General features: G+C 63.2%; 16 protein-coding genes. 1 reads left to right on the top strand and 15 read right to left on the bottom strand.

All coding sequences use genetic code 11. The annotated features are described in order from the left end of the window. Nucleotide 1: 1 nt before the first annotated feature. From CAG31_RS26210 to trmJ, 14 genes are all read right to left on the bottom strand, one after another. Entirely contained in the window at nt 2-1060 is a 1059-nt protein-coding gene (locus CAG31_RS26210; RefSeq protein WP_085586646.1) for a RodZ family helix-turn-helix domain-containing protein, read from the bottom strand. After that, complete coding sequence (gene pilW / locus CAG31_RS26205; RefSeq protein WP_085586645.1) at nt 1060-1818, bottom strand: type IV pilus biogenesis/stability protein PilW; 759 nt, start codon at nt 1816-1818, stop codon at nt 1060-1062. The genes CAG31_RS26210 and pilW overlap by 1 nt, the downstream gene beginning before the upstream one ends. A gap of 12 nt (nt 1819-1830) precedes the next feature. Further along, entirely contained in the window at nt 1831-2979 is a 1149-nt protein-coding gene (rlmN, locus tag CAG31_RS26200; RefSeq protein WP_085586644.1) for a 23S rRNA (adenine(2503)-C(2))-methyltransferase RlmN, read from the bottom strand. Between the two features lie 29 nt (nt 2980-3008). Continuing rightward, nucleotides 3009-3434: a nucleoside-diphosphate kinase gene (gene ndk, locus CAG31_RS26195; protein WP_003227894.1), complete on the bottom strand. Its 426-nt coding sequence runs from the start codon at nt 3432-3434 to the stop codon at nt 3009-3011. 88 nt (nt 3435-3522) lie between these two features. Then, entirely contained in the window at nt 3523-3723 is a 201-nt protein-coding gene (gene iscX / locus CAG31_RS26190; protein ID WP_085586643.1) for a Fe-S cluster assembly protein IscX, read from the bottom strand. A gap of 14 nt (nt 3724-3737) precedes the next feature. After that, nucleotides 3738-4079, bottom strand: a complete 342-nt coding sequence (fdx, locus tag CAG31_RS26185) for an ISC system 2Fe-2S type ferredoxin (RefSeq protein WP_085586642.1) — start codon at nt 4077-4079, stop codon at nt 3738-3740. Next, complete coding sequence (gene hscA / locus CAG31_RS26180; protein ID WP_085586641.1) at nt 4079-5944, bottom strand: Fe-S protein assembly chaperone HscA; 1866 nt, start codon at nt 5942-5944, stop codon at nt 4079-4081. The genes fdx and hscA overlap by 1 nt, the downstream gene beginning before the upstream one ends. A gap of 51 nt (nt 5945-5995) precedes the next feature. Continuing rightward, nucleotides 5996-6517 carry a co-chaperone HscB gene (hscB, locus tag CAG31_RS26175; protein ID WP_085586640.1) on the bottom strand — a complete coding sequence of 174 codons (522 nt, stop codon included), beginning with the start codon at nt 6515-6517 and terminating at the stop codon, nt 5996-5998. 8 nt (nt 6518-6525) lie between these two features. Beyond that, a complete protein-coding gene (iscA, locus tag CAG31_RS26170; RefSeq protein ID WP_085586639.1) occupies nt 6526-6849 on the bottom strand; it encodes an iron-sulfur cluster assembly protein IscA in 324 nt (107 codons plus the stop codon). 31 nt (nt 6850-6880) lie between these two features. Then, entirely contained in the window at nt 6881-7267 is a 387-nt protein-coding gene (iscU, locus tag CAG31_RS26165) for a Fe-S cluster assembly scaffold IscU (RefSeq protein ID WP_002552476.1), read from the bottom strand. A gap of 83 nt (nt 7268-7350) precedes the next feature. Further along, nucleotides 7351-8565: an IscS subfamily cysteine desulfurase gene (locus tag CAG31_RS26160; protein WP_085586638.1), complete on the bottom strand. Its 1215-nt coding sequence runs from the start codon at nt 8563-8565 to the stop codon at nt 7351-7353. A 50-nt stretch (nt 8566-8615) separates the two neighbouring features. Beyond that, nucleotides 8616-9107 carry a Fe-S cluster assembly transcriptional regulator IscR gene (iscR, locus tag CAG31_RS26155; RefSeq protein WP_007956690.1) on the bottom strand — a complete coding sequence of 164 codons (492 nt, stop codon included), beginning with the start codon at nt 9105-9107 and terminating at the stop codon, nt 8616-8618. A 215-nt stretch (nt 9108-9322) separates the two neighbouring features. Beyond that, entirely contained in the window at nt 9323-10099 is a 777-nt protein-coding gene (cysE, locus tag CAG31_RS26150) for a serine O-acetyltransferase (protein WP_085586637.1), read from the bottom strand. Between the two features lie 2 nt (nt 10100-10101). Next, the gene (gene trmJ / locus CAG31_RS26145; protein WP_085586636.1) at nt 10102-10872 is read right to left on the bottom strand and encodes a tRNA (cytosine(32)/uridine(32)-2'-O)-methyltransferase TrmJ; all 771 of its coding nucleotides are present in this window, start codon (nt 10870-10872) and stop codon (nt 10102-10104) included. 145 nt (nt 10873-11017) lie between these two features. Here trmJ and suhB point away from each other — a divergent pair, with 145 nt between their 5' ends. Further along, nucleotides 11018-11836, top strand: coding sequence for an inositol-phosphate phosphatase (gene suhB / locus CAG31_RS26140; protein ID WP_085586635.1), 819 nt, complete (start codon nt 11018-11020; stop codon nt 11834-11836). A 188-nt stretch (nt 11837-12024) separates the two neighbouring features. Here the strand turns inward: suhB and CAG31_RS26135 are convergent, their stop codons facing one another. Further along, nucleotides 12025-12573 (bottom strand): glycine zipper 2TM domain-containing protein, encoded by a 549-nt coding sequence (locus CAG31_RS26135; RefSeq protein ID WP_085586634.1) that lies wholly within the window; start codon nt 12571-12573, stop codon nt 12025-12027. Between the last annotated feature and the right edge of the window lie 23 nt (nt 12574-12596).

The following is a 12596-nucleotide window of genomic DNA, read 5'->3' as shown; positions in this document are numbered from 1 at the left end:
CTTATTGACCCAACTTCAGGCGAGCGGTCTCGCCACTGGTGAACGGAGCCACATCGACCGCCTGGCCGTTGTAGCTGACCTGAGCGCCGCGGGCATAGCCCAGGCGCACCGCGAACGGAGGCTTGCCGGCGACCGACAGGCTGTCGCCCTTGCGCTTCAGCCCGCTGAACAGCACCTTGCCGCTGCCGTCGGTGACCTGTGTCCAGCAATCGGCGGTGAACTGCACCTGAACCTGGCCCTGGCCGGCCACCGGGGCTGCCGGGGCGGCTGGTGCCGCAACCGGCGCAGGCGCCTGGACGACCGGAGCCGCCGGGGCGACAACGGCTGGCGCAGGGGCGGCCGGAGCAACAGGGGCAGGCGCGGCGACGACAGGTGCCGGCGTGTGAACCGGGGCGGCAGGCGTTGCAGTCGGGGCAGACGCTGCCGGCGCAGTCTGCGCAGCGGCCGCTTCGGTACCGGTCGCTTCTGCGGCGGTTTCAGCGGCGGTTTCGCCCTGCGGCAGCGCCAGCGGGGCGGAAGCCTCGGCCTGGCCCTCTTCGACGGCCTGGTCTTCAGGCTCGTCGATCGGGTGGATCTGGGTGGTGCCGTCGGCGCCTTCGACTTCGACGTGCTCCGGCGCCAGGCCGATCAGATCCTTGGTGCGCAGCGAGGTCTGGTCTTGCCACCAGACGAAACCGCCGCCGATGACCGCGATCAGCAGCAACAGGCTGACGATGCGCAGGATGGTGTGGGAAACCCGCACCGGCTCCTCGATCCGCCCCAGGCTGTGCACGTTGCTGCCCTGGGAGTCGGTGCCGGTGGACTGGTCGAACTGCTGGACCAGGACAGCCTGATCCATGCCGAGCAATTTGGCGTAGGCGCGAATGTAGCCGCGAGCGAAGGTATGCCCCGGCAGCTTGTCGAACGCACCGGCCTCCAGGTTGCTCAGGGAAGTCACGGTGAGGTTGAGCTTGAGGGCCACTTCGGCCAGCGACCAGCCATTGCTTTCGCGGGCCTGGCGCAAGGTCTCACCGGGGTTAACGCGAGTCGCTGCTACAACTTCGGGATGCGCCGCTTTCATCATTGCTCCGACAGGTATTGCTGATATTCCGGCGTACCGGGATAGAGTCGTTTTAGTTGCAGGCCGTAACTGGCGGCCTTGTCGCGATCTTCAAACACTTTCGCCAGGCGCACGCCGAGCAGCAGGCTGCGTGCGTTCTGCTCGGACAACTGGCTGTAACGGTCGTAATAGTCTCGCGCGGGCACATAATGCCTGTCTTCGAAGGACAACTCAGCCATTTCCAGCAACGCGCGCGGCTGTTGACGGTTCAGGCGCAGCGCCTTTTCCAGCTGTTGCTGCGCCAGGTCGCGCTGGCCGAGCTTCGCCGCGGTCATGCCGAGGTTCTCGAAGACCCGGGAACGCTCAGGATACAGGGTATCGGCGGCTGCCTGTTCAAATCGCTCGTAGGCGTCCTTGTAACGCTGCTGCTCGTAGAGAAAACTGCCGTAGTTGTTGAGGATCCGGGCATCGGCGGGACGGGCGGACAGCGCCTTGCGAAAGTGCTCGTCGGCCAGCTGGGGCTCCAGCTCGGCCTGGAACACCAGCGCCAGGGCGGCATTGGCGTCGGCATCCGAACCGTCCAGCTCCAGGGCCTTCTTCAGCGGCACCTTGGCCCGCTCGGTCATACCCTGTTGCAAATAACCCAGCCCCAACTGCACGTAGGCAGCCCGCGCCTCGTCGCGGCCCTTGCTGGTCTTCATCGGGTTGTAGTCGCCCGACAGGACACAGCCAGCACAGAGGCTGGCCAACAGCAACAGCAGCGCGAAGCGCAGGGACATAGAGATCCTCTCTTAGTGAGTGTTCGCGGCGTTCTGCGCCAGATCGCCGTCGGCGCTCAATTCGCGCACCGCGATGTAGCGTTCGCTGCGACGGGTGCGATCCAGCACCTGTCCTACCAATTGACCGCAGGCGGCGTCGATGTCCTCACCACGGGTGGTGCGCACGGTGACGTTGAAGCCTGCGTGGTGAAGCTGATCCTGGAACCGGCGGATGGCGTTGTTGCTCGGCCGCTCGTACCCGGAATGCGGGAACGGGTTGAACGGGATCAGGTTGATCTTGCAGGGGATGTCCTTGAGCAGCTCGATCATCTCGACCGCATGCTCAAGCTTGTCGTTGACGTCCTTGAGCAAGGTGTACTCGATGGTCAGCACACGCTTCTCGCCGAGGGCGGACATGTAGCGCACACAGGAGTCGAGCAGCATCTTGAGCGGGTATTTCTTGTTGATCGGCACCAACTGGTTACGCAGAGCGTCGTTCGGTGCGTGCAGGGACAACGCCAGGGACACGTCGATGTGCTTGGCCAGCTCATCGATCATCGGCACCACACCCGACGTGGACAGGGTCACGCGGCGCTTGGAGATCCCGTAGCCCAGGTCATCCATCATCAGATGCATGGCGGCCACGACGTTGTCGAAGTTCAGCAGCGGTTCGCCCATGCCCATCATCACCACGTTGGTGATGGCGCGGTCGATGGTGGCCGGAACGCTGCCGAAGGATTTGTTCGCGATCCACACCTGGCCGATGACTTCGGCGGCGGTGAGGTTGCTGTTGAAGCCTTGCTTGCCGGTGGAGCAGAAACTGCAGTCCAGGGCACAGCCTGCCTGGGACGAAACGCAGAGGGTGCCGCGCTTGCCCTGGGGAATGTACACGGTCTCGACGCAGCTGCCGGACGCCACACGCACCACCCACTTGCGGGTGCCGTCGCTGGAGATGTCCTCGCTGACCACTTCGGGACCACGAATTTCGGCAACGGCCTTGAGCTTTTCGCGCAAGGCCTTGCCGACGTTCGTCATGGCGTCGAAATCATCCACGCCAAAGTGGTGAATCCATTTCATAACCTGACCGGCACGGAAACGCTTCTCCCCGATTGAGTCGAAGAATTTTTCCATTTCCGGCTGGGTCAGACCCAGCAGGTTGGTTTTAGCAGTCGATGTCGTCATGGATTCACCTTCACTCTTTAAGCCGATGCTTAGCGAGTGGTTACTTCGGTAGCTGCGAAGAAGTACGAGATTTCGCGAGCGGCAGCGGCTTCGGAGTCCGAACCGTGAACGGCGTTGGCGTCGATCGACTCGGCGAAGTCAGCGCGGATGGTGCCGGCAGCAGCTTCTTTAGGGTTGGTGGCGCCCATCAGCTCACGGTTGCGAGCGATGGCGTTTTCGCCTTCCAGAACCTGAACGACCACTGGACCGGAGATCATGAAAGCAACCAGGTCACCGAAGAAACCGCGCTCTTTGTGCTCAGCGTAGAAGCCTTCGGCTTCGGCTTTGGACAGTTGCTTCATTTTCGAGGCAACCACTTTCAGACCGGCCTTTTCGAAACGGGTAACGATTTCGCCGGCAGCGCCTTTTGCAACGGCGTCAGGCTTGATGATGGAGAAAGTACGTTGAACAGCCATGGTGTAACTCCAGAAACAGTAATTTGCGAAAAATTAAACCCGCGAATTATACGCGGGTTCTTGGGTATTGCCTAACCTGCGAGGACGATCAGTCTAACTCGTCGGCCCAGAGCGTCTGAACCGCTTCCAACACTTTCTCGCCCACACGGCCCGAGTTGTTGTCGAAATCCGGCAGCGCCATGATCCATTCTTTCAAGTCGACGAAATTGACAGAGTACGGATCGACGCCCGGATGGGCCTCGGCCAGCTCCTCTGCAATGCGTTGAACATCATTCCAGCCGTAGCTCATGACAGTCTTACCAGTCAGTGCGGCGCTTCGGCCGCATGGTTAAGCGAATATTTCGGGATTTCGACGGTCAGGTCGTCCTCGCCGACAATGGCCTGGCAGGCCAGGCGCGACTGCGCTTCCAGGCCCCAGGCCCGGTCGAGGAAGTCCTCTTCCAGCTCGTCGGCCTCTTCCAGCGAGTCGAATCCCTCGCGAATGATGCAGTGACAGGTGGTGCAGGCGCAAACGCCGCCGCAGGCGCTTTCCATCTCGATGTGGTGCTCGTGGGCCAGTTCGAGAATGGACGTGCCGGGCTCGGCCTCGACCACCATGCCGTCAGGGCAGAACTTCTCGTGTGGCAGAAAAATGACCTGCGGCATCAGTTATCCTCGATTTCATTCAGGTTGCGCCCCGCCAGCGCGGCTTTCACCGTCGAATCCAGGCGGCGGGCGGCAAAGGCGTCGGTCACTTGCGACAGACGCTTGGTCTGCTGCTCGATGGCGAAGCCATCGGTGCCTTTCATCAGTTCGGTCAGTTCCTGCACCTGCAGGTCGATGACCATGCGTTCTTCGGCGTCCAGCAGGCGCTCGCCGTCGGCGTCCAGGGCAGCCTGCACCGCCTCGACCAGACGCTGGGCGTCGACCTGCTGCTCGCGCAGGACACGGGCGACCTTGTCGTCGTTGGCGTGCTGGAACGAATCCTTGAGCATCTTGGCGATTTCGCCGTCGGTCAGGCCGTAGGACGGCTTGACCTGGATGCTGGCCTCGACGCCCGAGCCCAACTCACGGGCGGAGACGCTGAGCAGGCCATCGGCATCGACCTGGAAGGTCACGCGGATCTTCGCCGCGCCAGCCACCATCGCCGGGATCCCGCGCAGTTCGAAGCGCGCCAGGGAGCGGCAATCGCTGATCAGCTCGCGCTCGCCCTGCAGCACATGGATCGCCATGGCCGACTGGCCGTCCTTGTAGGTGGTGAAGTCCTGGGCGCGGGCGACCGGGATGGTGGTGTTGCGCGGAATCACCTTCTCCATCAGCCCGCCCATGGTTTCCAGCCCCAGGGACAGCGGAATCACGTCGAGCAGCAGCAGTTCGCCGCCGTCACGCTTGTTGCCGGCCAGGGTGTCGGCCTGGATCGCGGCCCCGATGGCCACCACTTGATCCGGGTCGATGGAGGTCAGCGGCTGACGGCCGAAGGCTTCGGCGACGGCTTCGCGCACACGCGGCACACGGGTCGAACCGCCGACCATGACCACGGCATGGACGTCTTCAAGCTCAATGCCCGAGTCACGCACCGCGCGGCGGCAGGCCTTGAGGCTGCGGGCGACCATCGGCTCGATCAATGCGTCGAACGCTTCGCGGGTCAGCTGCGCCTTCCAGTCGCCGTAGACGACCTCGACGGCAGCGGCGTCGGTCAACGCTTCCTTGGCCGCGCAGGCGGTCTGCAGCAGGTTGCGTTGCGCGCCCGGATCGAGATCGGCGGACAGGCCGGCGCCCTCGATGATCCAGCCGGCGACGGCGTGGTCGAAGTCATCGCCGCCCAGGGCGCTGTCGCCACCGGTGGCCAGCACTTCGAAGACTCCGCCGGTCAGGCGCAGAATCGAAATATCGAACGTACCGCCGCCCAGGTCGTAGATCGCGACCAGGCCTTCGGCGTGCTGATCCAGGCCATAGGCCACAGCGGCCGCGGTCGGCTCGTTGAGCAGGCGCAGCACGTTCAGGCCGGCGAGCTTCGCCGCATCCTTGGTGGCCTGGCGCTGAGCATCATCGAAATAGGCCGGCACCGTGATCACCGCGCCGACCAGCTCGCCGCCCAGCGTCGCTTCAGCGCGCTGACGCAGCACCTTCAGGATGTCGGCGGAGACTTCGACCGGGCTTTTCGGCCCCTGGACCGTGTCGATGAACGGCATGTGCGACTCGCCGCCGACGAAGCGGTACGGCAGTTGCTCGCCCAACTGCTTGACGTCGGACAGGCCGCGCCCCATCAGGCGCTTGACCGACAGCACGGTGTTCAGGGGATCGGAGGACGCGGCCAGCTTGGCCGACTCGCCGACTTCGACGCGGTCGGCGTGATAACGCACGGCGGACGGCAGGATCACCTGCCCTTGGGCGTCGGCCAGCGGCTCGGAAAGACCACTGCGCAACGCAGCGACCAGCGAATTGGTAGTGCCCAAGTCGATCCCCACAGCCAGACGGCGCTGGTGCGGTTGAGGACTTTGGCCGGGTTCGGCGATCTGCAGTAGGGCCATCGTGATCAGGACTTATCTGTATATCAGGCGTGCGACCGGAGCGGCACTGGGTTAATCGTCGAGGCGCTCTTCTAACTGGCGCACTTCGTAGGAGAGCTTGTCGAGGAACTGCATGCGCCGCATCAGGCGTTCGGCCTGCTCGCGTTGCGCCGCGTCGTTCCAGCAGGCTGCGAAGCTTTCGTTCAATCGGTCCTGGGCGGCCTTCAGCCGGCGCTTGAAGGCGGCGACACCGTCCAGGTCGGCGCTGTCCTGCAGATCCTCGAGCTCCTCGCGCAGCTCCATCTGCTGCAGCAGGAACTCCGGATCGTGCACCGTGACCTCCAGCGGCAGCTCACGCCCGCTCATGGTGAGCAGGTAACGCGCGCGTTGCGGGGGGCTCTTGAGGGTCTGGTACGCCTCGTTGAGCCGGGCGGACTGCTCAAGCGCCAACCGCTGCTCGCGCTCGGAGGCGTCAGCGAAGCGGTCAGGGTGAACCCCGCGCGCCAGCTCGCGGTAGCGCGTGGCCAGCTGCTCGAGATCCAGGCGGAAATCCGGTTGCAGGTCAAACAGGGCGAAATGACAAGGAATACCCACGAGCGGCCTCAGACGTTGAAGCTTTCGCCGCAGCCACACTCACCGCGCACGTTGGGGTTGTTGAACTTGAAGCCTTCGTTCAACCCTTCCTTGACGAAATCGAGTTCGGTGCCGTCCAGGTACGCCAGGCTCTTGGGATCGATGATCACCTTTTCGCCATGGCTTTCGAACACCTGGTCGTCTTCGCCCAGGGCATCGACGAATTCCAGCACATAGGCCAGCCCCGAGCAGCCCGTGGTACGGACGCCCAAGCGGATCCCTTCGCCCTTGCCGCGACCGTCCAGGGAACGGCGCACATGCTTGGCGGCGGCTTCTGTCATGCTGATGGCCATCGAGACTCCTTACATCTTGCGATGTGTGCTGTTAGAGCAAACCTTTCTTCTGCTTGTAGTCGCGCACGGCCGCCTTGATGGCGTCCTCGGCGAGCACGGAGCAGTGGATCTTCACCGGCGGCAGGGCCAGTTCTTCAGCCAGTTGGGTGTTCTTGATGGTTTCGGCTTCGTCCAGGGTCTTGCCCTTCATCCACTCGGTGGCCAGGGAGCTGGAAGCGATCGCCGAACCGCAGCCGTAGGTCTTGAACTTGGCGTCTTCGATCACGCCCTGCTCGTTGACCTTGATCTGCAGGCGCATCACGTCGCCGCACGCCGGGGCGCCGACCATGCCGGTGCCGACATCCGGGTCTTCGGCGTTCATCTTGCCGACGTTGCGCGGGTTTTCGTAGTGGTCGATGACCTTTTCGCTGTAAGCCATGATGCTTAATCCTCACTCATCAGAGAGTCGCTCTTTGGGCCCTGCCGCCTCTGGCCGCAGGGCTGGTTCGCGGCGACTTGAAATCAGTGTGCCGCCCACTCGATCTTCGAAATGTCGACACCGTCTTTGTACATGTCCCACAGCGGCGACAGGGCGCGCAGCTTGGTGACGGCCTCGCAGACCTTCTGCGCGGCGTAGTCGATCTCTTCTTCGGTGGTGAAGCGGCCGAAGGTGAAGCGGATCGAGCTGTGCGCCAGTTCGTCGTTGCGGCCCAGGGCGCGCAGCACGTACGAAGGCTCCAGCGACGCCGAGGTGCAGGCCGAACCGGACGATACCGCCAGGTCCTTGAGCGCCATGATCAGCGACTCGCCTTCGACATAGTTGAAGCTCAGGTTCAGGTTGTGCGGAACGCGGGCGGTCAGGCTGCCGTTGACGTACAGCTCTTCCAGGTGCTCGACCTGCTTGTAGAAGCGGTCGCTCAGGGCCTTGATCCGCACGTTCTCGGCGGCCATGTCTTCCTTGGCCACGCGGAAGGCTTCGCCCATGCCGACGATCTGGTGGGTCGCCAGGGTGCCGGAGCGCATGCCGCGCTCGTGACCGCCGCCGTGCATGGTCGCTTCGATGCGCACGCGCGGCTTGCGGCTGACGTACAGCGCGCCGATGCCTTTAGGGCCGTAGGTCTTGTGGGCGGAGAACGACATCATGTCGACTTTCAGCTTCTGCAGGTCGATCTCGACCTTGCCGGTGGACTGAGCGGCGTCGACGTGGAACAGGATGCCTTTGGAACGGGTCAGTTCGCCGATGGCAGCGATGTCGTTGATCGTGCCGATCTCGTTGTTCACGTGCATCACCGACACCAGGATGGTGTCTTCGCGCAGGGCGGCTTCGACCATTTCCGGGGTGACCAGACCGTCTTCACGAGGCTCGATGTAGGTCACTTCGAAACCTTCGCGCTCCAGTTGGCGCATGGTGTCGAGGACGGCCTTGTGTTCGATCTTGGTGGTGATCAGGTGCTTGCCCTTGGAGGCGTAGAAATGTGCCGCACCCTTGATTGCCAGGTTGTCGGACTCGGTGGCACCGGAGGTCCAGACGATTTCGCGCGGGTCGGCGTTGACCAGGTCGGCCACCTGACGACGGGCGTTCTCCACGGCTTCTTCGGCCTTCCAGCCGAACACGTGGGAGCGGGACGCCGGGTTACCGAAGTTCCCGTCGACCAGCAGGCATTCACTCATCTTTTGCGCAACGCGCGGATCGACCGGGGTGGTCGCAGAGTAATCAAGGTAAATCGGCAATTTCATGGACTATCTCCTAAATCAGGCTGGCTGGCGTACCGCTGGCTCTCTGGCTGTCATTCGACGGCGGACGCTTCAATCTTGTCCAGGCGCGGCGCCTTGCCATTGCAACGACGCTGATCCTGGCGCTGGGCCACTTCCTGCACCTCACGGCGAGTTACGAGGTCGGCCAAGCTGATACCGCTGAGAAATTCGTGGATCTGCAGGCTGAGGTCGCACCACAGGTGATGGGTCAGGCAGGTGTCGCCGGAATGGCAATCGCCCTGGCCCTGGCATTTGGTCGCATCGACCGATTCGTTGACCGCATCGATCACCTGAGCGACCTGGATGCCCTGCATGTCGCGGGACAGCTGGTAACCGCCGCCCGGACCACGGACGCTGGACACCAGGTTGCTGCGGCGCAGCTTGGCGAACAGCTGTTCGAGATAGGACAGGGAAATGCCTTGGCGCTCGGAGATATCGGCCAGGGACACGGGCCCGTGCTGCGCGTGCAACGCCAGGTCAAGCATGGCGGTCACGGCGTATCGGCCTTTTGTAGTCAGTCGCATGGACAATTACCACGGAGTTCGGAATGGGCGGGAGTATGCAATTCCCGAGCATTTAAGTCAACTATAAGACCTAGTGCTTTAGTCGGGTTTACCCGCAAAGAGCGCGCGCATGATAGCAGGGTCTGCGGCTTAATGGCACACCGGCCAGCGCTGCGCCGTTGCCTGATCACGACACCCGAAGGCCGGCGCCGCTCGCGCCGCCCCTCGGGCAGGCCTCATCCCGCCGTGGTGTCTTCCTTGCCCTTGACGCAGGCGAAGTCTTCTTCGCGCAGCTCAGGCAGATCTTTCGCACAGTAATTGCTGCCCAGATCCTTCAGTGCGCCGCACATGCCCTCCAGCCGCCCGTCCACCGCCTGCAGGTGATCGAGCAACTGACCGATGGCCCGGGCCACCGGATCCGGCATGTCGCCGCTGACGCCATAGGCATCGAAGCCGATTTTCTCGGCCATCGCCTTACGCTTGGCGTCCAGCTCGTCATCGGACTTGACGATGATCCGCCCCGGGATGCCCACCACGGTCGCGCCCGGCGGCACTTCCTTGGTGACCACCGCATTGGAGCCGACCTTGGCGCCGGCACCCACGGTGAACGGTCCGAGCACTTTCGCGCCGGCCCCGACCACCACGCCGTCGCCCAGCGTCGGGTGACGCTTGCCCTTGTTCCAGCTGGTGCCGCCGAGGGTCACGCCCTGGTACAGAGTCACGTCGTCGCCGATCTCGGCCGTTTCACCGATCACGATGCCCATGCCGTGGTCGATGAAGAAGCGGCGACCGACCTTCGCCCCCGGATGGATCTCGATCCCGGTCAGCCAGCGGCCGAAGTTCGACACCAGTCGCGCCAGCCATTTCAGCTCCGCGCGCCACAGCATCGCCGACAGCCGATGGATCCAGATCGCGTGCATGCCGGGGTAGCAGGTCAGAACCTCAAAAGCGTTACGCGCCGCCGGGTCTCGGTGGAATACGCTCTGGATATCTTCACGCAAACGTTCGAACATCATCATTCCTTCCGTTTAAGGAGCTCGCCACGGGCCGCTTTCTGGGTTTCCGTGAGGATGCCACGCAAAATATTCATTTCCGCCCGGCTGACCGAGCTGCGTCCGTACAACCGGCGCAGGCGCGCCATCAAGTGCCGCGGCTTCTCAGGATCGAGGAACTCGATGGCCACCAGGGTCTGTTCCAGGTGCTCATAGAACCGCTCCAGCTCATCCATGGTCGCCAGCTCATTGCTTTTGACGGAGGCCACCTCTTCCTTCTCGAACTTGCTCGGCTGGCCCTGCGCCGCCAGCCACGCCATACGCACTTCATAGCTCAACACCTGTACCGCCGCCCCGAGGTTCAGCGAGCTGAACTCCGGATCGGAGGGGATGTGCACGTGGTAGTGACATCGCTGCAGCTCTTCGTTGGTCAGGCCGGAGTCCTCGCGCCCGAACACCAAGGCGATTTCCGCGCCCTGCCCGGCTTCCTCGACCACTTTTGCGCCGCATTCGCGAGGATCGAGCAACGGCCACGGGATCCGCCGGTCACGGGCGCTGGTGCCCAGCACCAGGTTGCAGCCGACCAGCGCGTCTTCCAAGGTGGCGACGACTTGCGCGTTTTCAAGGATGTCGCCGGCGCCCGAGGCGCGGGCGTCGGCTTCGTGGTGCGGAAACACCCGGGGCTCCACCAGCACCAGCCGCGAAAGCCCCATGTTCTTCATGGCGCGCGCGGTCCCGCCGATGTTGCCCGGATGGCTGGTGTTGACCAGGACGACACGAATGTTTTGCAGCACGGCGCAGGCTCTCGGACTCGGGAAAGGGGTGCAAATCTTACAGAACAGCCTACCGTTAAGCCATGAATGCGAACAGCGACCTTCACCTGAAGAAAACTTCTGATAGAATGCGCGGCTTTCTTTAACAACCTTAGGTGACACATCCATGCAGCCCATGCTGAATATCGCGCTGCGCGCCGCCCGCAGCGCCAGTGAACTGATCTTCCGCTCCATCGAGCGCCTGGATACCATCAAGGTCGACGAAAAAGACGCCAAGGACTACGTGTCCGAGGTGGACCGCGCCGCCGAACAGAAAATCATCGACGCCCTGCGCAAGGCCTACCCGAATCATTCGATCATGGGTGAAGAGACCGGCATGCACGCTGGCTCCGGCATCGAAGGCGAAGAGTACCTGTGGATCATCGATCCGCTGGACGGCACCACCAACTTCCTGCGCGGCATCCCTCACTTCGCGGTCAGCATCGCCTGCAAATACCGTGGCCGCCTGGAACACGCCGTTGTCCTGGATCCGGTCCGTCAGGAAGAGTTCACCGCCAGCCGTGGCCGTGGCGCCCAACTGAACGGCCGTCGCCTGCGCGTCAGCGGCCGCACCAGCCTGGACGGCGCCCTGCTGGGCACCGGTTTCCCGTTCCGTGACGACCAGATGGACAACCTGGACAACTACCTGGGCATGTTCCGCGCCCTGGTGGGCCAGACCGCCGGCATCCGTCGCGCAGGTTCGGCGAGCCTGGATCTGGCCTACGTGGCCGCCGGCCGTTTCGACGCGTTCTGGGAATCGGGCCTGTCCGAGTGGGACATGGCAGCCGGCGCCCTGCTGATTCAGGAAGCGGGCGGCCTGGTGAGCGACTTCACCGGCGGTCACGACTTCCTGGAGAAAGGCCACGTCGTCGCCGGCAACACCAAATGCTTCAAGGCCGTGCTGACCGCCATCCAGCCGCACCTGCCGGCCTCGATGAAGCGTTAAGCGCTGCGCAATACGAAAAAAGCACCCTTCGGGGTGCTTTTTTTATGCCTGTGATTGGCACGCTTTCGGCAGCCACCACAGTCCATGTGGGAGCCAGCCTGCTGGCGATGGAGTCAGCCAAGCCCCCAAGTCGTACGCCGAACGACAGGCACAAAAAAGCACCCCGCAGGGTGCTTTTTTGTGTTTGATCACTGCCCGGGTTGGGCCTGGGACAGGATCAGCTTGCCTTCCTTGTCCACCGGAATCTGGTTGCCCGGATCCCGGTCCATCCGCACTTTGCCTTCCTTGCCGTCCAGCGAGTAACGAACGTCGTAGCCGACGACCTTGTCGCTGATGTCATTCACGGTGTTGCAGCGTGTCTGCGTCGTGGTGTAGGTGTCACGCTCCTGCATGCCCTCCTGCACCTTGTTGCCGGCGTAACCGCCGCCGACCGCACCGGCCACCGTGGCGATCTTCTTGCCCGTGCCGCCGCCGATCTGGTTGCCCAAAAGGCCACCGGCCAGCGCACCGACCACCGTACCGGCGATCTGGTGCTGATCCTTCACCGGCGCCTGACGGGTCACGGTGACGTCCTTGCACACTTCACGTGGAGTCTTGATCTGCGTCTTGACCGGCTCGACAGCCAGCACTTGCGCGTACTCAGGGCCGCTTTTCACCAGGCTGTAGGTAGCAACAGCACCCCCGGCGGTCACACCGACAGCACCCAATACCGCACCAACCAGCAACGACTTGTTCACATGAACCTCCTGACCATCACATG

Source organism: Pseudomonas sp. R25(2017) (genome assembly GCF_002112565.1).
GTDB lineage: Bacteria > Pseudomonadota > Gammaproteobacteria > Pseudomonadales > Pseudomonadaceae > Aquipseudomonas > Aquipseudomonas ekonensis.
This window is presented reverse-complemented; position numbering and strand designations above follow the sequence as displayed.

What these genes read in the sequence shown, in the direction of transcription:
- iscA (WP_085586639.1), bottom strand. Translation starts at nt 6,849, where the DNA reads ATGGCCATCAGCATGACAGAAGCCGCCGCCAAGCATGTGCGCCGTTCC.
- iscX (WP_085586643.1), bottom strand. Translation starts at nt 3,723, where the DNA reads ATGAGCTACGGCTGGAATGATGTTCAACGCATTGCAGAGGAGCTGGCC.
- CAG31_RS26160 (WP_085586638.1), bottom strand. Translation starts at nt 8,565, where the DNA reads ATGAAATTGCCGATTTACCTTGATTACTCTGCGACCACCCCGGTCGAT.
- hscA (WP_085586641.1), bottom strand. Translation starts at nt 5,944, where the DNA reads ATGGCCCTACTGCAGATCGCCGAACCCGGCCAAAGTCCTCAACCGCAC.
- suhB (WP_085586635.1), top strand. Translation starts at nt 11,018, where the DNA reads ATGCAGCCCATGCTGAATATCGCGCTGCGCGCCGCCCGCAGCGCCAGT.
- pilW (WP_085586645.1), bottom strand. Translation starts at nt 1,818, where the DNA reads ATGTCCCTGCGCTTCGCGCTGCTGTTGCTGTTGGCCAGCCTCTGTGCT.
- fdx (WP_085586642.1), bottom strand. Translation starts at nt 4,079, where the DNA reads ATGCCGCAGGTCATTTTTCTGCCACACGAGAAGTTCTGCCCTGACGGC.
- iscU (WP_002552476.1), bottom strand. Translation starts at nt 7,267, where the DNA reads ATGGCTTACAGCGAAAAGGTCATCGACCACTACGAAAACCCGCGCAAC.
- cysE (WP_085586637.1), bottom strand. Translation starts at nt 10,099, where the DNA reads ATGTTCGAACGTTTGCGTGAAGATATCCAGAGCGTATTCCACCGAGAC.
- ndk (WP_003227894.1), bottom strand. Translation starts at nt 3,434, where the DNA reads ATGGCTGTTCAACGTACTTTCTCCATCATCAAGCCTGACGCCGTTGCA.
- rlmN (WP_085586644.1), bottom strand. Translation starts at nt 2,979, where the DNA reads ATGACGACATCGACTGCTAAAACCAACCTGCTGGGTCTGACCCAGCCG.
- CAG31_RS26210 (WP_085586646.1), bottom strand. Translation starts at nt 1,060, where the DNA reads ATGAAAGCGGCGCATCCCGAAGTTGTAGCAGCGACTCGCGTTAACCCC.
- iscR (WP_007956690.1), bottom strand. Translation starts at nt 9,107, where the DNA reads ATGCGACTGACTACAAAAGGCCGATACGCCGTGACCGCCATGCTTGAC.